This is a genomic window from Isoptericola sp. Y541, assembly GCF_059445465.1.
Window position 1 is genome coordinate 26,093 of the sequence record NZ_JCAIUJ010000013.1, and the last position, 18,943, is coordinate 45,035.

At 72.3% G+C, this 18,943-nt stretch carries 17 protein-coding genes and 1 riboswitch; of the genes, 13 read left to right on the forward strand and 4 right to left on the reverse strand.

What is annotated here, in order from left to right; all coding sequences use genetic code 11:
- Nucleotides 1-25: 25 nt before the first annotated feature.
- Nucleotides 26-1,273 (reverse strand): NYN domain-containing protein, encoded by a 1,248-nt coding sequence (locus tag AC1C2V_RS19350; protein ID WP_495391284.1) that lies wholly within the window; start codon nucleotides 1,271-1,273, stop codon nucleotides 26-28.
- Nucleotides 1,274-1,458: 185 nt separating this feature from the next.
- Between AC1C2V_RS19350 and AC1C2V_RS19355 the strand changes: the two genes are divergently transcribed.
- The 12 genes from AC1C2V_RS19355 (at nucleotide 1,459) to AC1C2V_RS19410 (ending at nucleotide 12,713) form a co-directional block, all read left to right on the forward strand.
- Nucleotides 1,459-3,729 (forward strand): carbon starvation CstA family protein, encoded by a 2,271-nt coding sequence (locus AC1C2V_RS19355; RefSeq protein ID WP_495391285.1) that lies wholly within the window; start codon nucleotides 1,459-1,461, stop codon nucleotides 3,727-3,729.
- Nucleotides 3,713-3,961: a YbdD/YjiX family protein gene (locus AC1C2V_RS19360; protein WP_495391286.1), complete on the forward strand. Its 249-nt coding sequence runs from the start codon at nucleotides 3,713-3,715 to the stop codon at nucleotides 3,959-3,961. Before AC1C2V_RS19355 ends, AC1C2V_RS19360 begins: the two co-directional genes overlap by 17 nt.
- 120 nt (nucleotides 3,962-4,081) lie before the next feature.
- Nucleotides 4,082-4,402, forward strand: coding sequence for a hypothetical protein (locus AC1C2V_RS19365; protein ID WP_495391287.1), 321 nt, complete (start codon nucleotides 4,082-4,084; stop codon nucleotides 4,400-4,402).
- Entirely contained in the window at nucleotides 4,399-6,183 is a 1,785-nt protein-coding gene (locus AC1C2V_RS19370; protein WP_495391288.1) for a polymorphic toxin type 30 domain-containing protein, read from the forward strand. The genes AC1C2V_RS19365 and AC1C2V_RS19370 overlap by 4 nt, the downstream gene beginning before the upstream one ends.
- A 19-nt stretch (nucleotides 6,184-6,202) precedes the next feature.
- Entirely contained in the window at nucleotides 6,203-6,547 is a 345-nt protein-coding gene (locus AC1C2V_RS19375; protein WP_495391289.1) for a hypothetical protein, read from the forward strand.
- A 56-nt stretch (nucleotides 6,548-6,603) separates the two neighbouring features.
- A complete protein-coding gene (locus AC1C2V_RS19380; RefSeq protein ID WP_495391301.1) occupies nucleotides 6,604-6,741 on the forward strand; it encodes a contact-dependent growth inhibition system immunity protein in 138 nt (45 codons plus the stop codon).
- A gap of 120 nt (nucleotides 6,742-6,861) precedes the next feature.
- Nucleotides 6,862-7,035, forward strand: a complete 174-nt coding sequence (locus AC1C2V_RS19385; protein WP_495391290.1) for a hypothetical protein — start codon at nucleotides 6,862-6,864, stop codon at nucleotides 7,033-7,035.
- 123 nt (nucleotides 7,036-7,158) lie between these two features.
- Nucleotides 7,159-8,061 (forward strand): NADP-dependent oxidoreductase, encoded by a 903-nt coding sequence (locus tag AC1C2V_RS19390; protein ID WP_495391291.1) that lies wholly within the window; start codon nucleotides 7,159-7,161, stop codon nucleotides 8,059-8,061.
- Between the two features lie 80 nt (nucleotides 8,062-8,141).
- Nucleotides 8,142-8,248: riboswitch (SAM riboswitch) on the forward strand.
- Between the two features lie 5 nt (nucleotides 8,249-8,253).
- Nucleotides 8,254-9,276, forward strand: a complete 1,023-nt coding sequence (locus AC1C2V_RS19395; protein WP_495391292.1) for a methylenetetrahydrofolate reductase — start codon at nucleotides 8,254-8,256, stop codon at nucleotides 9,274-9,276.
- A 99-nt stretch (nucleotides 9,277-9,375) separates the two neighbouring features.
- Nucleotides 9,376-11,781 (forward strand): 5-methyltetrahydropteroyltriglutamate--homocysteine S-methyltransferase, encoded by a 2,406-nt coding sequence (gene metE, locus AC1C2V_RS19400; protein WP_495391293.1) that lies wholly within the window; start codon nucleotides 9,376-9,378, stop codon nucleotides 11,779-11,781.
- A 158-nt stretch (nucleotides 11,782-11,939) separates the two neighbouring features.
- On the forward strand, nucleotides 11,940-12,083 hold the full coding sequence (locus tag AC1C2V_RS19405) for a hypothetical protein (RefSeq protein ID WP_495391294.1): 144 nt from the start codon (nucleotides 11,940-11,942) through the stop codon (nucleotides 12,081-12,083).
- Between the two features lie 126 nt (nucleotides 12,084-12,209).
- The gene (locus AC1C2V_RS19410) at nucleotides 12,210-12,713 is read left to right on the forward strand and encodes an FBP domain-containing protein (RefSeq protein WP_495391295.1); all 504 of its coding nucleotides are present in this window, start codon (nucleotides 12,210-12,212) and stop codon (nucleotides 12,711-12,713) included.
- Between the two features lie 112 nt (nucleotides 12,714-12,825).
- Here the strand turns inward: AC1C2V_RS19410 and AC1C2V_RS19415 are convergent, their stop codons facing one another.
- Nucleotides 12,826-13,299 (reverse strand): SRPBCC domain-containing protein, encoded by a 474-nt coding sequence (locus AC1C2V_RS19415; RefSeq protein WP_495391296.1) that lies wholly within the window; start codon nucleotides 13,297-13,299, stop codon nucleotides 12,826-12,828.
- Between the two features lie 16 nt (nucleotides 13,300-13,315).
- Between AC1C2V_RS19415 and AC1C2V_RS19420 the strand changes: the two genes are divergently transcribed.
- Complete coding sequence (locus AC1C2V_RS19420) at nucleotides 13,316-13,648, forward strand: ArsR/SmtB family transcription factor (RefSeq protein ID WP_495391297.1); 333 nt, start codon at nucleotides 13,316-13,318, stop codon at nucleotides 13,646-13,648.
- Nucleotides 13,649-13,927: 279 nt separating this feature from the next.
- On the opposite strand, the gene AC1C2V_RS19425 is transcribed toward AC1C2V_RS19420, so the two are convergent.
- Both AC1C2V_RS19425 and AC1C2V_RS19430 read right to left on the reverse strand, forming a co-directional pair.
- Nucleotides 13,928-14,149, reverse strand: a complete 222-nt coding sequence (locus AC1C2V_RS19425; RefSeq protein WP_495391298.1) for a hypothetical protein — start codon at nucleotides 14,147-14,149, stop codon at nucleotides 13,928-13,930.
- Between the two features lie 184 nt (nucleotides 14,150-14,333).
- On the reverse strand, nucleotides 14,334-18,458 hold the full coding sequence (locus AC1C2V_RS19430) for a phosphodiester glycosidase family protein (RefSeq protein WP_495391299.1): 4,125 nt from the start codon (nucleotides 18,456-18,458) through the stop codon (nucleotides 14,334-14,336).
- Between the last annotated feature and the right edge of the window lie 485 nt (nucleotides 18,459-18,943).

Consider the following 18,943-nt stretch of genomic DNA (forward strand, 5'->3'; position numbering starts at 1 on the left):
GGCCCGCTCGGCCCGCTCGGCCCGCTCAGCCCGCGGTGAGCAGGTAGTCGTCGGCGTCGTCGTCCCACGCGAGGGCGACGGCGCCGGCGGCCGCGGCACCCTTCGCAAACTGCAGGAAGCCGCGATAGCCGAGCGCCTTCTCAGAGAAGTCGGGCCGGCGCTTGCGCACCTCGTTCTTCAGCCCGGACAGCGGCGCCGAGCCGCCCGCGTCCTGGACGACGGTGCGCAGCAGGCCGAAGGCACCCGCGGTGTCCTGCTGCTCGGGCAGCGCCACCTCGGGGTCGCCGGTCGACGGCCCGGGCGACAGCACCACGAAGCCGCGATCGGCCAGGAAGCGCAGGAACTCGCCGAACGTGCGGAAGCCGTAGTCGGACTCGCTGAACGTGGGGTCCTTGCGCACCAGCGTGCGCTTGAGCATCGACGCCGTGACCGTGCCGCTGGTCGACGCCTGCAGGTCAGCGAGGGTCTGCGCCACCCGGACCTCCATCGGCGCGTCCTCGTCGGACGCGGCGGTCTCGTCGTGCTCGACGTCGACCTCGGGCTCGACGCTCGGCTCGACCTCCGGCTCGACGGCGGGAGCATCCGCGGGCGCCGCGGCCTTCCGGCGCCGGCCCTTGGCGGCCGTCGTCGGGGCGGACGCCGCAGGTGCGGCCTCCTCGGCGGGCGCGACGGGCTCGGCGGGCGCCTCGACCGGGGCAGGGGCCTTGGTGCGGCCTCGCGTGGACGACGACCTCGCCGACCCCTTCGCCCCGCCGCGCGACTTCTTGGGCGCGGGCGACTCGGACTCGTCGGGCACGTCGACGCCCTCGAGCCGGTCGTAGAAGAGGAACTCGTCACACGCCGACGGCAGCAGGCGGGACGTGGAGTTCTCGACGCCGACGCCGATGACGCGCTTGTCCAGCTCGCGGAGCTTGTGGACCAGCGGAGAGAAGTCGGAGTCGCCGGTGCACATGACGAACGTGGTGATGTACTCGCGCTCGAACGCCATCTCGATGGCGTCGACCACCATCTTGATGTCGGCGGCGTTCTTGCGGGACGCGCCCATCCGCTGCGTCATCTCGATCAGCTCGACCTGGTGCCGGGTCAGCATCCGCCGATCCTCGTCGAAGTACGACCAGTCCGCGTACGCGCGCCGCACCACGACGCGGCCGCGCACGGCGAGCGCGTCGGCGATCGGCTTGAAGTCGAACTGCATGCCGCCCAGGTGGTCCCTCGCGCCGAGCGCCAGGTTCTCGTAGTCGAGGAAGACGGCGAGGCGCTCTTCGGTGTCCATGCTCGTCACCCTACGGCGCGGCGAGGCGGCCGCGCGCCCTGTGCCCCTGGGCCGTCCAGGTCCATGAACGGGTACGGACAGCAGACGGCGCGCGCTCGTGACGTGCGTCGCCCCGGATCCCTATCCTGTGTCGGACACCCGCACCCGCCGGGCTCCGCAACGACGCGACGCCATGGAGGCACACCTTGACAGCAGATTCCGGAGCCGCCGCGGCGACGGACGAGATCGTCCCCGACCCCGCGCTCCCCCCGACCTCCGTCCCCGCCGAGGAGCGGACCCCCCGCTGGACCTGGCAGAAGGTCGCGCTCTGGGCGGCGATCTCGCTGCTCGGCGGCGTGGCATGGGTCATGATCGCGCTGGTCCGCGGAGAGACGATCAACGCGATCTGGTTCGTGTTCGCCGCGGTGTGCACCTACCTCATCGGGTACCGCTTCTACTCGAAGGTGATCGAGCGGTACATCGCCCGGCCGGACGACCGGCGCGCCACCCCCGCCGAGACGCGCGAGGACGGCAAGGACTTCGTCCCCACCGACCGCCGCGTCCTCTTCGGCCACCACTTCGCCGCCATCGCGGGCGCCGGCCCGCTGGTCGGCCCGGTGCTGGCGGCCCAGATGGGCTACCTGCCGGGCACCATCTGGATCATCGTCGGCGTGGTGCTCGCGGGCGCCGTGCAGGACTACCTGGTGCTGTTCTTCTCCATGCGCCGCGGCGGCCGCACCATCGGCCAGATGGCGCGCGAGGAGCTCGGCCGCATCGGCGGCGTCGCCGCGATCGTCGCGTCCCTGCTCATCATGATCATCATCGTGGCGATCCTCGCCCTCGTGGTGGTCAACGCCCTGGGCGAGAGCCCGTGGGGTGTGTTCAGCGTCTCGATGACGATCCCGATCGCGCTGTTCATGGGCGTCTACCTGCGCTACCTGCGGCCCGGCAAGATCACCGAGGTGTCGCTCATCGGCTTCGTGCTGCTGCTCGCCGCGATCGTCGGCGGCGGCTGGGTCGCCGACACGGCCTGGGGTGCCGAGCTGTTCCACCTCGACCGCACCACCATCGCCGTCGGCGTCATCGTCTACGGCTTCGTCGCCGCCGTCCTGCCCGTGTGGCTGCTGCTCGCCCCGCGCGACTACCTGTCCACGTTCATGAAGGTGGGCGTAATCCTGGTGCTCGCGGGCGCCGTCGTCATCGTGCGCCCCGAGATCTCCGTGCCTGCGGTCAGCGAGTTCGCGGGCAGCGAGACCGGCCCGGTGGTGGCCGGCAACCTGTGGCCGTTCCTCTTCGTGACGATCGCGTGCGGGGCGCTGTCCGGGTTCCATGCCCTCATCGCGTCCGGTACCACGCCCAAGCTGGTGGAGAAGGAGCGGCAGACCCGCTTCATCGGGTACGGCGGCATGCTCATGGAGTCGTTCGTCGCGATCATGGCGCTGGTCGCCGCGATCTCGATCGACCGCGGGGTCTACTTCGCGATGAACTCCTCGGCGGCGGCGACGATGGGCACGGTCGAGGGAGCTGTCGCGTTCGTCAACTCGCTCGGCCTCGCCGGGGTGAACCTCACGCCGGACACGCTCACCACCCTGGCGAGCCAGGTGGGCGAGCCATCGATCGTGTCCCGCACGGGCGGCGCCCCGACGCTGGCGCTCGGGCTGGCGCACATCATGCACCAGCTGGTGGGCGGCACCGCGATGATGGGTTTCTGGTACCACTTCGCCATCATGTTCGAGGCACTGTTCATCCTCACCGCGGTGGACGCCGGCACCCGCGTGGCCCGCTTCATGCTGCAGGACACCATCGGCAACGTGGCCCCGAAGTTCAAGGACATGAGCTGGCGACCAGGGGTCTGGGTGTGCACCGCGATCATGGTGGCCGGGTGGGGCACCATCCTCTATCTCGGCGTCACCGACCCGCTGGGCGGCATCAACACGTTCTTCCCGCTGTTCGGCATCGCGAACCAGCTGCTGGCCGCCATCGCGCTCGCCGTCGTGCTCGCGATCGTCGCCAAGCGGGGCCGCGGCTACTGGGCGTGGCTGTGGATCGTCGCGCTGCCGTTGGCGTTCACGGCGCTCATCACCATCTGGGCGTCGTTCGAGAAGATCTTCTCTCCCGTCCCCGCCGTCGGGTACTGGGCCCAGCACAACGCGTTCCAGGCAGCGCTCGACGCCGGGGAGACGTCGTTCGGCACCGCGCCCGACGTCGCCGCGATGGAGGCCGTGGTGCGCAACACGTTCGTGCAGGGCACGCTGTCGATCGTCTTCGTGGTGCTGTCGATCGTCGTGATCCTCGCGTCGCTGGTCGTGACGATCAAGGCGCTCCGCACGGGCGGTGGCGAGAACCACGAGGACCCGCCGGTCGCGTCGCGGCGGTTCGCCCCCGCGAGCCTGTTCGCGACGGCGGCCGAGAAGCGCATCGAGAAGCAGTGGGCCGACGCCGGCCTGACGGAGGCCGCCCGTGCCGGGCACCGCTGACACCCGCGTCGGTGTCGTGCACGACGTCGCCCGGGCGCTGACCCGGGCGGCGTCGTCGGCGGGTCGGAGCCTGCGCTGGTACGTGCGGCAGGTGATGGGCGACGACGCCTACCGCACCTACTGTGCGCACGAGCGCTCCGCACACCCCGACCGCGAGCCGATGGGCGAGCGCGAGTTCTGGCGGGAGCACTACGCCGAGCAGGACCGCAACCCCGGGTCGCGCTGCTGCTGACCGTGGCCCTCGAGACGCGCGCCAACGGCCGTCTGATCAGGCCTGATGGGTAGTTCTCCCCGTGGTGCATCAGGCGCGAACCTGGTTACTCTCTCCTCTGGCAGGAGGGGGTGAGGGCCGATGGCGGACCTCCATGTGGACCTGGACGCGGTGACGGAGTTGGGCTCGAGCCTGACCGTGGTGGCCGACGAGTTCGAGAACGCGAACACCAAGAGCGACCGGATCGCCGAGGCTGTCGGGCATGACGGGCTCGCCGGCGTCGTGCGCGACTTCGCGCACGCCTGGGACGACACCCGCGAGAAGATGACGGAGAACCTGCGCCTCCTCGCCGACGCGTCGGTCCAGGTCGCCCAGGCCTTCACCGACATCGACTCCGACCTCGCCCACGGCATCAGCGGCGAAAGCGCCCCCGCCCCGTCGCGGCCCGGTGGTCCGGTATGAGGCCGGCGGACTGGTCACCGGTCGGGCTGGACTCCGACCCGACACCGGGCGACCCCGTCCTCGTGCTGCACGGCGGGCAGGACTACCTGGAGGTCGCCGACTCGATCGACGACGCCGCCGGCGCGATGTCGCGGTTGGACGTCGCGGGCACGATCTCCCACGCCGTGGACGCCCTCATGGAGACCAAGGAAGACACCGTCTCCGAGATCCGGCGCGCGCACTCGCGCTACCAGGCCACCGGCAACGCCCTGGTCGACTACGCCTCCGCGCTGGAACGCGTCCAGGCCGAGACGTTGGCGGCGCTGGAGCAGGCCCGCCACGCCAAGGACGCCGCCGACTCCGCCGCGGGGGCACGTGACCGCAACCAGGATCTCGCCGATGCGGCGACCGATCCGGAGGAGAAGCGGGAGTACCAGCAGCAGGCCGACTCTGCCGGCGGGAACGCGGACGACGCGAACGGGCAGCTCGCCGCCGCGCGGTCCACGATCGAGACCGCCACGTCCGACCGGGATCGTGCCGCGGGAGACGCGGTCTCGCGCATCGAGGACATCACCGGCGGCGACGACCTCAACGACGGCTGGTGGGACAACTGGGGATCCAAGCTCGTCGCCGCGATCGCGGACATCGCCGACATGATCTCCATGATCGCGGGCCTCCTCGCGGTCGTGGTCGCGTTCATCCCCATCGTCGGGACCGCGCTCGCCGGGGTGTTGATCGTCGTGGCCGCCGTCGCAGCCATCGTCAGCGCGCTCGCGAACATCACCCTCGCCGCGACCGGGGAACGCTCCTGGGCCGAGGCCGGGATCGCGATCGCCGGCGCCGCACTATCCGTCATCGGACTCGGCGGCGCCGCGAAGGCCGCCACCGGACTGTCCAAGGCCGCGCTGAAGCAGGGCGCCAAGACCGGCGCGAAGAAGGCGTGGTGCAAGGTCGGGTTCGGCACCTGCTTCACCGCGGGCACCCTCGTGCGCACCCCTGACGGCCCTGATGGGGTCAAGGCGATCGAGGACGTCCGTGCCGGGGACAAGGTCTACGCCCACAACCTCGCCACAGGTTTCGACGAGCTGCAGCTCGTGGTCGAGACCTTCGTGCGTCAGACCACGACCCTGTACCACCTGACCATCGGCGGGACGGTCGTCACGACCACCGACGAGCACCCCTTCATGGTCGCGAACATGGGCTGGATCTTCGCCCGTGACCTGCAGCCCGGTGACATCCTCGTCACCAGTGACACCACCGGTGACGGCAGGGTCACCCTCGACCGCATCGAGGTCGAGGAGCGTGACGAGGCCGACGCGGTCACGGTCTACAACTTCCACGTCGAGACCCACCACAACTACTACGTCCTCGCCGGCAGCCTGCCCCTCCTGGTCCACAACGCTGGGGGTCACAGCGGAGCGAGCAGCTGGCCCGACGAGGTGGTCGCATCGCGGGCAGCTCCCGGAAGCCCTCTGTCCAGGGTGCCCGACGATGCAGAGATGCCCCCATTCGCACCGCACACCGGTGCTGGCGCCCAAAAGGGAGTGAAGTTCAGGTGGACCGACGCTGACGGGAAGGCGAACCAACTTCATGCACACGATGTCGACGGCACCGCGCCTCTCGGAAGCAACTCCGCCGGCGGTCCGATCTACCGTCACAAGATCGGCAACAGGTATGTGATGGAAGACGGCGGGTTGGCCCACCCCCAGTGCACCAACCCTCGAAGCCCAAACTACAATCCAGGTCACGCGAACGCGACACACATCCCGTGGCCCAGCGACGTACCGCTTCCGTGGTCATAAGCGTCAAGGAGAATCAGCGATGACACTCGAAGCACACGACATCCGTGAGCTCGCTGCAGAATTGGCATCCCCCACAGCAAGAGCACGAGACTTCGCCGCCGAGAAGGTGACGGATTGGCTCTCGGAAAGCATCGCCCCTCAGCTGGCCGCAGCCCTCGCCCGAGTGCTGGAGGTCGCTCTCTCACTCGAGGACGACGAGACGGCCTTGCGGTCCCAACTCAATGCCTTGAGCGAGATCTCATCCTACGGGCTCGTACCCAAGGACGTAATCGCGCGGGTCATCTCAAGCAGGGAATGGGACTATCGTTGGGCGAGCGACTTTATCGAAGGACTTAGGGACGACCTGCCGATTGCGCCCGAGTAGACATGGGCTAATAGTTTCGGCCCAGTCAAGAGGTTTCACTAATCGCACGAGCGTACATTCACCAGGACCATGACACCGAGGCCCCGACCCCACTCGGAGTGGTCGACGTGTTCCGGTCGGCGGAGACGCCTGAGATCGTGGCAGAGCTCGAGGCCGAGATCGATGACGTGCTGGCCGGTAACCCCAGCGTGTGAGCTTCCGCAAGTGGTTCACCGGCATGTCGTCGGCGCTCCGGTGAGCGTCCTGATCGACGGTTCCGCCGTCGTGGCCCTGCTCGGCTGGGCCGACGAGCCGGACGGACTCCCGCCCGCGCTGTGTCACCCCGCCGCCGCGGGACGCTGGACCTCCACCTGTGGGGCGGGTGCATCGTCGCCTCCAGCGAAGACCGCCTCGCGACCCTTGCCGCAGACCTGCCCGACGTCGTCCCCGGCGTCGCGAACGTCCCCTGGGAGACCGTCGTCGGGCTGGCGAGCGGGCCCGCACTCTGACGACACCGGGACGATGGCGCTGGCCACGGACGACCTGACGGTGGACGATCGTCGCGATGAGGTCTTGACCGCCGACCAGACGGTCGGGGAAACCTCCGACCTGCAACACCTGAGGGAGTGAACGTGCTGGCGATGGTGTTCGAGACGTACGGCGGCCCGGACGTGCTGCACCTGGCCGAGATGCCCGACCCCGAGCCCGGGCCGGGCCGGGTGCGTGTGCGCGTGGAGGCCGCGGCCGTCAACGTCTGGGACACCAAGGCACGCAGCGGGGCGGGGTCCGACGTCGGTGCGCCGCCGTCGCCCGTCGTGCCGGGGCTGGAGATCGCCGGCGTCGTCGACGCGCTGGGCGACGGCGTGACGGGCGCCGCCGTCGGGGACCGGGTCGTGGGCTTCGCCGCCACCGGCGGGTATGCCGAGCTCGCGCTCACCAGGGTCTTCGCCCCCGTCCCCGACGGCCTGCCCGCGACGGCGGCCGTCACGCTTCCCGTCGCGGCCGAGACCGCCGTCCGCGCGCTGCGGCGCCTCGACGTGCGCCCGGGCGAGACGCTGCTGGTGCACGGCGCGTCGGGGTCCGTGGGCGAGCTGGCGACACAGCTCGCGGCGCGGCGCGGCGTCCGGGTGATCGGGACGGCGTCGCCGCGGAACCAGGACCGGGTCGCCGCCCTCGGCGCCACGCCGACGCCCTACGGCGAGGGCCTCGTGGAGCGGGTGCGCTCCCTCGCCCCCGACGGCGTGGACGCCGTCCTCGACACGACCGGCGCGGGCGTGCTGCCCGACTCGATCGAGCTGCGCGGCGGCACCGACCGGATCGTCACCATCGCGGACGACGGCGCGGCCGAGCTCGGCGTGGAGTTCAGCTCCCGGTCCGAGCGCGACGCCGGCGAGCTCGCCGAGGTCGTCGCGGCGCTCACCCGCGGGGAGCTCACCACGACGGTCGCCGCGGTGCTGCCACTCGCCGACGCGCCCCGCGCCCACGCGCTCGTCGAGAGCGGACACGCGGGCGGCAAAGTCGTGCTGGTGCCCTGACCTGGGCGGCGACGACCGGCCGATCTCACCCAGCGGTCTCATCCTCGCCCGCATCGCGGATGGTGCGTACGATCGAGGTCCAGCCATCCAGAGCGGCCGAGAGTCCTGGCTCGACGACGCCGCAGCAACCCGTTCTCCGACGGAAGCCTCCCGAGGACGAAGGTGCTCACGCCAGGATCGATGGAGTGACGCATGGTCGCAGAGGCATCTCTTCCGCCCACCCCGGCGCTGCCCGCACGCCCGACGATCTCGTTCGAGCTGATGCCGCCGCGTCGGCCCCACGCCGCCCCGAAGTTCTGGGAGACGGCGCGCCGGCTCGTGGCCACGCACCCGGACTTCGTCTCCGTGACGTACGGCGCGGGCGGGGGTGACCGGGCGACCGCCCGGCAGGTGGTGTCCACCCTGCTCGAGGGCACGCCCGTCCTGCCCGTCGCGCACCTGACATGCGTGGGCGCCTCCCGCGAGGACGTCTCCGCCGTCATCGACGACTTCCTCGCCGCCGGCACGCGGGCCTTCCTCGCCCTGCGCGGCGACCCCCCGAAGGACCAGCCGGACTGGCGCCCGCCCGCGGACGGCGTCGAGTCGTCGATCGATCTGGTGCACCTGCTGCGCGAGATCGAAGCCCGGCGGTGCGCCGCCGACCCGGGGGCCGCCCTGCGGGGCGCCGCCCGGCCGCTGACCATCGCCGTCGCGACGTTCGTCGACGGCAACGTGCAGGCCGGCACCACCCGGACCCAGGAGGTGCAGCGCCTGCTGGAGAAGCAGCAGGCGGGCGCCGGGTTCGCCATCACCCAGATCTTCTACGAGGCCGACTCGTACACCGACTTCGTCGCCGAGGCCCGCGCAGCCGGCGTGACGATCCCGATCCTCGCCGGGCAGCTGCCCACGACCGAGCCGCGCCGGCTCCGTCGCGTCGAGGAGCTCACCGGCGTCCGCGCGCCCCAGCACCTGCTGGACGCGCTCGACGCCCTACCGGACCCGGAGGCGCAGCACGCCTACGGCACCGCGCGCGCCGTCGAGCTCGCCCAGCACGTACTCGACGCCGGCGCACCCGGCATCCACGTGTACACGTTCAACAAGTACCGTCCCGCTCTGGACCTGCTCGAGGGTGTGCACCTCGGCGGACCGGCGTCGCCCGACGAGCCGTCGGACGACGCGGACCTGGCCAGAAGGCCGTGGGTACCGGGCATCCCGACACAGGCTCCCGCCGTCTGACCCCGTCGGCGGTCGAGCCCGTCGAGACCCGGCTCCGGGTTTCGACAGGCTCAACCAGCGACGTCAGACGATCCCGGAGCCCACCCGTGAGGAGTGCTCATGTCCACATCCCCGTCCACCCCCGCCTTCCCCGGCGGCACCGTCCTCGGCTACCCGCGCATCGGGCGCCGGCGTGAGCTCAAGCGCGCCGTCGAGTCGTTCTGGGCGCTGCCGGCCGACGAGCGCACCGACGCCGTCGACCTGGAGATCGCGGCCGGCGCGCTGCGCAACGACACCGTCCGCCGCCTCGCGGCACTCGGGCTGAACCCCGACGACGGGTCCGTGCCCGGCTCGTTCTCTTACTACGACCAGGTGCTCGACGTCGTCGCCCTCCTGGGCGCGGTGCCCGAGCGGTTCCGCGACCTGCTCGACCCGGATGACGGGTCCCTCGAGCTCGACGGCTACTTCACGGTGGCCCGCGGCCGCGGCGAGGACGCGCCGCTCGAGATGACCAAGTGGTTCGACACGAACTACCACTACCTGGTGCCCGAGATCAGCGAGACCACGCCGATCTCGTTCGCCGACCACCGGATCGTGCGCGAGTACGCCGAGGCCAAGGAGGCCGGCGTCACGACGCGCCCGGTGCTCGTGGGCCCGGTGACGTTCCTCGCGTTGTCGAAGAAGGCGGACGAGGCGGGCGCCGGGTTCCGCCCGCTCGACCGGCTCGACGACGTCGTCGCCGCGTACGCGGAGCTGCTGCGGGCGCTCGCCGCCGTCGGCGCCCCGTGGGTGCAGCTCGACGAGCCGGCGCTCGTCACCGACTCCGTCGACGCGACCTTCGAGGAGCTCTCCGACGCCGTGACCCGCGCGTACGCAGCGCTCGCCACAGACCTCTCGGTCGACGCCGACGACCCCGCCGCCGCGCGGCCCGCGATCCTCGTGTCCGCGCCGTTCGGCGGGCTGGGCGACGACGGGCTCGCGCTGCTCGCGGGCACCGACGTGGACGCGATCGCGATCGACCTCGTCAAGGGCGCCGTGCCCGCCGCGCCCGAGGGCGGGGTGCCCGGGCTCGCCGGCAAGACGCTCGTCGCGGGCGTCGTGGACGGCCACAACATCTGGCGCGCCGACCTGGCCGCCAAGCTCGACGTCGCCGAGTCGCTGCGCCCGCTGGGCGCCGGGGCCCTCGCCGTCGGCACGTCGACGTCGCTGCTGCACGTGCCGCACGACGTCGAGGACGAGGTCTTCGGCGCGGGCACCGGCACCGTGCTCGACCCCCGCCTGCGCGACTGGCTGGCGTTCGCCGACCAGAAGGTCGGCGAGGTCGCGATCCTGGCCCGCGGGCTCGCCGAGGGCCGGGACGCCGTGGCCGACCACCTGGCCGCGTCGTCCGCGGCCGCGGACTCCCGCGCGACCGCGGCGGGCGTCGTCGTGCCCGCGGTGCGCGACCGCGCCGCCGCGCTCACCGACGCCGACTTCGCCCGCGGCCCATACGCGGAGCGCGCGGCGGCGCAGGCCGCCCGGCTGAACCTGCCGGCGCTGCCGACCACCACCATCGGGTCGTTCCCGCAGACCCCCGAGATCCGCAAGGCCCGCGCCGCGTGGACCAAGGGCGAGCTGCCCGACGCGGACTACACGGTCGCGATGCGCGCGGAGATCGACCGCGTCGTGGCGCTGCAGACCGAGCTCGGCCTGGACGTGCTGGTGCACGGCGAGCCGGAGCGCAACGACATGGTGCAGTACTTCGCGGAGCACCTCGACGGGTTCGCGGTGACGGCGAACGGCTGGGTCCAGTCGTACGGCTCGCGCTGCGTGCGCCCGCCGATCCTGTGGGGGGATGTCGAGCGGCCCGCGCCGATCACCGTCGAGTGGTCGGCCTACACGGCGTCGCTCACGGACAAGCCGGTCAAGGGCATGCTCACGGGCCCGGTCACGATCCTCGCGTGGTCGTTCGTCCGCGACGACCAGCCGCTCGGCGACACCGCGAACCAGGTGGGCCTCGCGCTGCGCGACGAGATCGCCGACCTCCAGGCCGCGGGCATCGGCATCGTGCAGGTGGACGAGCCCGCGCTGCGCGAGCTGCTGCCGCTGCGCCGCGCCGACCACGAGGCGTACCTGCGCTGGTCGGTCGGGTCGTTCAAGCTCGCGACGTCAGGCGTCCAGGCGGCGACGCAGATCCACACGCACCTGTGCTACTCGGAGTTCGGCGAGGTCATCGGCGCGATCGACGGCCTCGACGCCGACGTGACGTCCGTCGAGGCGGCGCGCTCGCGGATGGAGATCGTGCCGGAGCTGCGCGACGCCGGGTACGCGCGCGGCATCGGGCCCGGGGTGTACGACATCCACTCCCCCCGCGTGCCGTCCACCGAGGAGATCACCGAGCTGCTCGAGCTGGCCGTGAAGTCGATCGACCCCGCCGTAGTGTGGGTCAACCCCGACTGCGGGCTCAAGACGCGTCGGTACGCGGAGGTCGAGCCGGCCCTGGCCCACCTCGTCGCCGCCGCCCACGAGGTCCGCGCCACCCTCTGACAGTGATGCTGGTTGAGCCTGTCGAAACCGCCTGTCGAAACCGCCTGTCGATACCGCCTGTCGAAACCCGTGCGGTGGTTTCGACAGGCTCAACCAACACCCGGTCCGGCGTCGGGGTGACGGAATTCGCGTCGACCCGGGCGACTGTCCGTGCCACCATGGACGGGCCGGTCGCGCCACGGCGCGAGCGGACCAAGATCTTCACGAGCGAGGAGCGAGCGATGCAGGGCGTCGCAGGGAGCGGGGTGGGCCACCAGGCCTGCTCGGGCAGTCCCGCCTGCCCCGTCGTCGCCACGCACTGACACCAGTCGGCTGCCGGGCGGCGCGGGGCTTCGTCATGCCCACCGTCACCCGGCCACCTTCTTCGACGACGCCATCTCGCGACGTCGTGCGCCGGTGACGCCCCCGCTCACCGAAAGCCGAACCGCATGAACCCCCTCACCGAGAAGCAGCTCCACGACAGCCTCGTCAACGCCACCCGCAGCGAACGGCAGCGCATGATCGTCCCCGATCTCGCCACGCTCGACTGGGAACGCCTCGACTACCTCGGCTGGCGCGACCGCAAGCAGCCGCTGTCCGCCTACGCCGTCACCTGGATCGACGACGAGCCCGTCGGTGTCCTGCTGCGGGCCGCCGAGCGCACCGGCCCGCGCCGCGCGGTCATGTGCGCGTGGTGCGAGGACGTCGTCGAGACGCGCGACGTGCAGCTCTACGTCGCCAAGCGCGGCGGAGCCGCCGGCCGCAAGGGCGACACGATCGGCACGCTGATCTGCTCCGACTTCCGGTGCTCGCGCAACGCCCGCCGTCGGCCCACTCTCGCCGAGGCCGGGTCCGACGACGACGGCGTGCGCGCCGCGATCGTCGAGCGCCGCGTCGAGAGCCTGCGCGCGCGCACCCGCCGGTTCCTCGACGAGGTGCGCAGCACCGTCTGACACACCCGCACCCACACCCACACCCACACCGCTGACGCCGAACAGGCGGTTGACGCCGCTATCCGGCGCGATCTCGCGCCTGCACGGTGTCAACCGCCTGTTCGGCACTGGGTCAGCGGTAGAAGCCCTCGCGGAGGTTGATGCCGTGCTCGACCCACGCCTTGAGCGCGGCGAGCATGCCGGTCCAGCCCTCGCAGTTGCCGAAGGCGTGCTTCGCGCCGTCGGGCGTGACGGTCCACGACGACTCGGTGATCGTGACAAGGGTGCGGGCGTCGTCGTCGACGGGCTCGAACTCGAAGGTCACGGTGGTCCCCGCGCCCTGGGTCGTGGCCTCCCCGTCCCACCGGATGACGAGGCGCCGCGGCGGGTCGGCCTCGACGACGGTCACGGGGAACCGGCCGGGGAAGTCGGCGAAGTCCCAGGACACGTCGGCCCCGGGCTCGAGGCGCCCGCGCGCGCCGCCCGTCGTGAAGTAGCGGGAGAGCTGGTCGGGGTCGGCGACGGCCTCGTAGACGTCCCGGGTCGGGCGCGAGACGCGGCCCGAGACCGTGAAGGTGAGCTCGGTGAGTGCCTGCTTCTCATTCATGTTGTAGTTTTATCACATGAACGATGCCGCGCCCAGGGTCACGGACGACGACCTCGTGTTCAAGGCCCTGGCCTCGCCGGTCCGGAGGCGCATGCTCGACGCCCTCAAGGAGTCGACCCTCACGACCGGCGAGCTGTGCGCCCACTTCCCCGAGCTCGACCGCACCACCGTGCTCCAGCACCTCCGGGTGCTCGAGCGCGCCGAGCTGGTGACCGGGCGCAAGCTCGGGCGCGAGCGGCACCTCGCCCTCGCCCCCCTGCCGATCAAGCGGATCCACGACCGGTGGATCGACGCCTACGCCCGCGCGGCCGTCGAGCTGCTCGACAGCCTCGACGACGTGCCGTCCTGACCGCCGGCAGCTGTCGACCGGCACGCCCGCACCACGGGCAACGACCCCGGGTAGGCGAGCATCCTCGGCAGCGGGCCGCACGCCCCCACCCCGCGCCGGGTGCGCTGCGACGGGTCGGTGCTGCCCGACTGCACGACCTCGTGGAGAAGTCCCACCGGGCCGGGATGGCGCAGGTGCGGCCCGGCGTGAACTACCTCGACTTCCACTTCGCCGCCATGGGCGTCGAGGCCCGGACCTCAGCGCGGTTCTCCGCTGACCCGACCCCGGTGCAGGGCTGGGTCAGCGCTCGTGTGCGCCGATCATCGGCAGACCGAAGGCGAGCGCGACCACCAGGATGCCGCCGACGACGAGGTACGGGTCCAGGGGCGGGTTGCCGCCGGACGCGCCGGAACCGAACAGCACAAGACCGCCCAGGAAGAGCACGAACATGCCGAGGAAGCGGACGACGACGGCGCCGGTGGGCTCGGACTTGGTGCGCGGGTTGACCTGGTAGTCGCTCATGAGCAGAGCGTACGACGGCGCCGCGCGGCTCGGCCAACGAGGGCTCTGAGCGCCGGCCGTGCCAGCACCGGCGGTGAACGCCGTGGCTCGAACCATGTCTCATGGCTCTATCAGACGTTTCCTTGGACAGGGTGAGAGAAGCTGAGACAGCTCAGGCCGACACCCTCTGATTCAAGGCGGCTACTCAGCCGCGCACCCGTACCGTCAGCTCCTTGCTGCGGGTCTCGCCCGCGTCGTTGGTGAGCACGGCGACGTACCGGTAGGTGCCGGGCTCACGGCCGATGACGGCCGTGGTGGCGGACTGCGCAGCTCCCCCGGCGCCCGGGGTGAGCTCCTGCCGGTCGATCTCGACGCCGTCCTCGTACAGCACGTAGCCGCCTGCCTGGGTGCCCCACCACTTGTTCATGGTGACGGCGTAGTCGCCGTCGCCGGCGGTCCCGTCGGAGGTGTCGTCGTGGGAGAGCACCGGCGTGCCGGGGTTCGCGTCCGTGACCCGCACGGTGTGCGGGCCGGCGCACGGGGTGGTGCCGGCCGCGTTGACCAGCTCGCACGTGTACACGTACTCGCCGTTCGTCCTGCCCATCACCGGGACGGCGACGCGCTGGGCGTCGGTGCCGTCGTGGGTGAGCTTCTCGGTGTGGATCAGGTCGCCGTCCTCGTAGAGCTTGAGGCTGGTGGCGTTCTCGCCCCACCACAGGTCCACGAGCATCCGGTAGTCGCCGTCGCGCAGGCCGGTGTCCCAGCCGTTGTCGTCGCCGATCCGGGCCGTGCCCGGGGCGCCGGCGGGCACGAGCACGCCCAGGGTGCCGACGGTCCCGTTCACCTCGACCTCGACGGTCGCGCGGCCGGGGGCGACGGCGGTGGCCTCGTGCGTCTCCGGGTCGAGGGCGAGCACGGCGCCCGACGGTGCGTCCGCGGCCGCGCCGACGAACACACGCTCGCCGCCCCAGCGGGACGAGACGGGCCAGTCGACCGGCACCTCGCGGGTGTCGTCCTGCGTCAGCAGGGCGCTGACCTCGCCCGACGTGCCCACGGCGAGCTCCTCCGGGCCCGACACCGCCACACTCTCGGCGCGGGCGTTGACCTCCCAGGAGAACCACCCTTCCTCCCCTGTGCCACCGTCCGCAGCCGGGTCGAGGCCGATCATCGACCAGCCGGTGAACCCGCCGTCGGCCGGCGTGCTCGCGGGGCTCTTGCCGGAGTTGCCGTTGATGACGTACGGGATGCCGTCAGCCGTGGAGGCGTGGAACGCGCCGACGTGCGACCCCACAGACGCGATCGGCTTGCCCGACGTCTCGCGGAAGTCCTCGAACCAGTCGCGCAGCGTCTCGGCCTCCACCCGGTCGGTGAGCTGGCTGGCCTTGGTGGGCAGCGGGTCGTCCAGCGGGTGGTGGAAGACGGTGACGACGCCGGTCACGGCGTCGTCGGTGGCCGCGCCGTCCAGCGCCTCGCGCAGCGCGCGGAGCTGGTCGAAGTCGCTGCCGAGCCGGCCGCTGGACGAGTCGAGCAGCACCAGTCGGGTGGTGCCACCCTCGCCGCGCGGGTCGGGCACGTCGAGCACGTGCGTGCGCTCGCCGAACTCGGCCTCGAAGTTCTCGATCGACCCGCCCATGACCTCGTGGTTGCCGGGCACGTAGTACCAGGGGAAGTCGGCGTCGGCGAGGCCCTGGTCGAGCACCTCGCGGGCCAGGTCGAAGTCCTCCGGCGACGCCTCGTCCACCAGGTCGCCGTTGATCACCAACAGGTCCGGGTGGTCCGCGACGATCTCGGCCAGCGCCTTCTTGGCGCCCTGCACGGCACCGGACTCCGGGTCGCGGGCGACGAACTGCGCGTCCGACAACACCGCGACCCGCAGCGGCGCGTCGTCGGTGGCGCCCTCCGCCACGACCGCCGGGTCCTCGACCCGCTCCGCGTGCGGCGCCTCGACGTCCGGCGGCACCTGGGCGCGGACGTCGGAGATGACGAGCTCGCCCGCGTACTGCGCCGCGGCGCCGGTCTCCAGGGTGCGCACGCGCTGCAGCGTGAGCGGGTACGCGACCCCCTCGGGCACGGTGAACTCCACCTGGCGCCAGCCCTCCCACGACACCGTCGGGCCGTCGAGGTTGGTGACGACGCCGTCGCCCTGGCGCAGCTGCAGCCGCAGCCACGCGCCCTGCTCGTCGCCGTCCACCCACATCGTCACCGTGCGCGGCTGGCCCGGGATCGCGACGCCGCCGTCCGGTGCGACGGCGTACTGGCCGCGCGTGGCGGTGGACTGCGTGAAGTCGTACGTCATCCGCAGCCCGGCCGTGCCGTCGTGGCCCTCGGCCGGGGCGACGGACCCGCCGGGGGCACGGTCGTGGGCCGACGTCCAGCGGTCGGCGTCAGCGAGGTCGGCCACGACGACGTCCTGCAGCGTCACCGCGACGGCTACCTCGACCTTGAGGCCCCCGACCGTGAGCGTGAAGCTCGCCGCGCCGGCGTCCGCCAGGGCGCGCACCGTGAACGACCCGTCGTCAGCGGGCTCGAGCGCGGCGACGCCGTCGCCCCCGGAGACCTCGACGTCGCGCGCCTCGACCGGCGCGGACCAGCCGTCCGCGTCGTGCCCGACGACGGTGAGCGACGCGGTCGCGTCGGCGTCCGCCAGCGTGACGACCGGCTCCGGAACGGTCACCCGCGCGGGCTCGCCGAGCACGGTGACGTCGGCGGCGCCGGTCGCGACGCCTCCGTCCGTCGGGGTCGCGGCGCGCACGGTGACGGTGCCAGGGTCGCGCCCCGTGACGACCCCGGCTCCGCCAGCGTGCGTGCCGGCGGGCTCGACGGACGCGACCGCCTCGTCGGTGGACGTCCACGCGTCGGGCGCAGTGTCGACGGCGGCGCGGGACTCGTCGTACCCGGCCGCGGTGAACGTGCGGTGCAGGCCGGGGAAGACGCGCAGCGCGTCGGAGGCGGGGGCGTCGCCCGTGGGCACCGCCGCGCGCACGTCGAAGGCGTGCACCCGGCCAGAGCCCTCGGCGGTGAAGAGCCCCAGGCCGTTGGCATCGAGGCGCTCGGCGCCGTCGGACGGACTGTTGAGCACGCTGGTCCCGGCGTCGCCGGGCAGGCGTGCGGCCATCGTGGTGGAGCCGCCGCCGTCGAGGTTGATCGCGTCGTCGGCGCCGAGCTGGGCGAGGAACCGGCCCAGCTCCGGCAGCGACGCCCCGACGCTGTGCGCCTGGCGCCCGTCGACCACCACGAGGTACGCCGACGTGCCGTCCTCGCTGAGGCCCACCGCGGTGCGCGGGTGGAGGGCCAGGGCGAACTCGCTGGTGGACGACGTGACCTCCCCGTCCTCGAGCAGCCAGTCGTCGGGGTCGCCGCCGATGGCGGTGGTGATGTCGCCGAGGTCGTCGCGCAGGCCGTACTCGAGCGACACCTCGTCGCCCGGCGCGAGGGCGCCGAGCGCGTCCGCCGCGGCGCCCGGGCGCGCGACGACGGCGCGGACGTCGGCCGGCAGGCGGCCCGCGCCGGGCGCGCCGACCGCGACGACGGTGCCGGCCGTGCCGCCGGCCCCGTCACCACCGGCCCGGACCTGCACCTCCAGGCCCTGCTCCCCCGCCCCGAGCGGGCGGGTGCGCGTGAAGTCGCCCCACGCGGAGTCGAAGACGGCGACGCCGCCCGCGGGCACGGCCGTGACGTTGAGGCCCGCGACCGGGAGCTCCTGCGTCCCGTCGGCGGCCGGGAGCGTGACGCTCCCCTGAAGGAAGAGCTCGGCGAGGCCGGCCGCCCCGGTGGAGTCGACCGTGAGGGCCTTCTCGCGCCCGGGCGTCGCGGACTTCAGCAGCGTGCCGTCCTGGACCGCGGCGCCGAGGGCCGCGCCGGAGTTGTTGATGTCGAAGAAGTCGCCGTTCACGGCCGCGATCGCGCCGCGGTCGGCGGCCAACTCGCTCACCGTGGCGTTGCCGGCGACGGCGTCCGGGCCGAGGTAGCCGAGCCGGGGGCCGCCGTCGGCGCCCAGCTGCGCGACGAGCACCTCGCCGCTGAGCCAACCCTCCGCCGAGACACGCGCGAACTCCGTGAGCTCCAGGCCCGGGGCGATCAGGCGCTCCGTGCGCTCGGTGACGATCGCGGCGCCGTCGTCGTCCAGGGGCAGGTCGGCGACATCGTCGGTCAGCGTCGTGGCCGCCGTCGCGGCGGTGGTGGCCCTCGCGACGGGCAGGTCCGGGTCGGGAGTCGCGGCCGCGGCGGCGCCGGCCGGGACGGCGAGCGCCGCGCCGAGCAGGAGGCCGATCGCCGCAGGGGCAGAACGGCGTGTCGAGGTGCGTCGGGCAGGGGGCAGAGCTCGGCTCATCGGATCCTCCGCTGGTCGGCCGGGACGTGCGCCGTCGCAGCGTCCCGCGTCCAGGTTGCCATCAACTTTCACGATGTCAACCAGGAGGGAAACTTCTCGTCACGCAGGGGCGGCGCCTCCCGGTATCTCACGGCCGCGATGGCCATGCCGATCGACGCGGCGACCGTCCTGGCGCGACCCTTCATCAGTCCTCCAGCAGGAATCAGTCCTGAACCCGCTGCACCCGTGCACCAGCGCCATCGGCGAACGCGGCAACGCGCTCATCAGGAGGTCCAAGGCCGCCCGCCGATGGTGCGACGCCGAAGAGTCATACCCAGTCATGCGGCCGACTCACCGTCAGATCCGACTCGGAGGTGTTCTCACCAGGGGCAGTGAGCTGATCGGCGCGGCGGTGCGCTGACCTGCGGGTTCGTCCGGCGGGTGGGTTGGCGGCAGCAGGGTCCCGGGACCAGGATGCAAGTCGCCAAACACACAAACTGGACGAC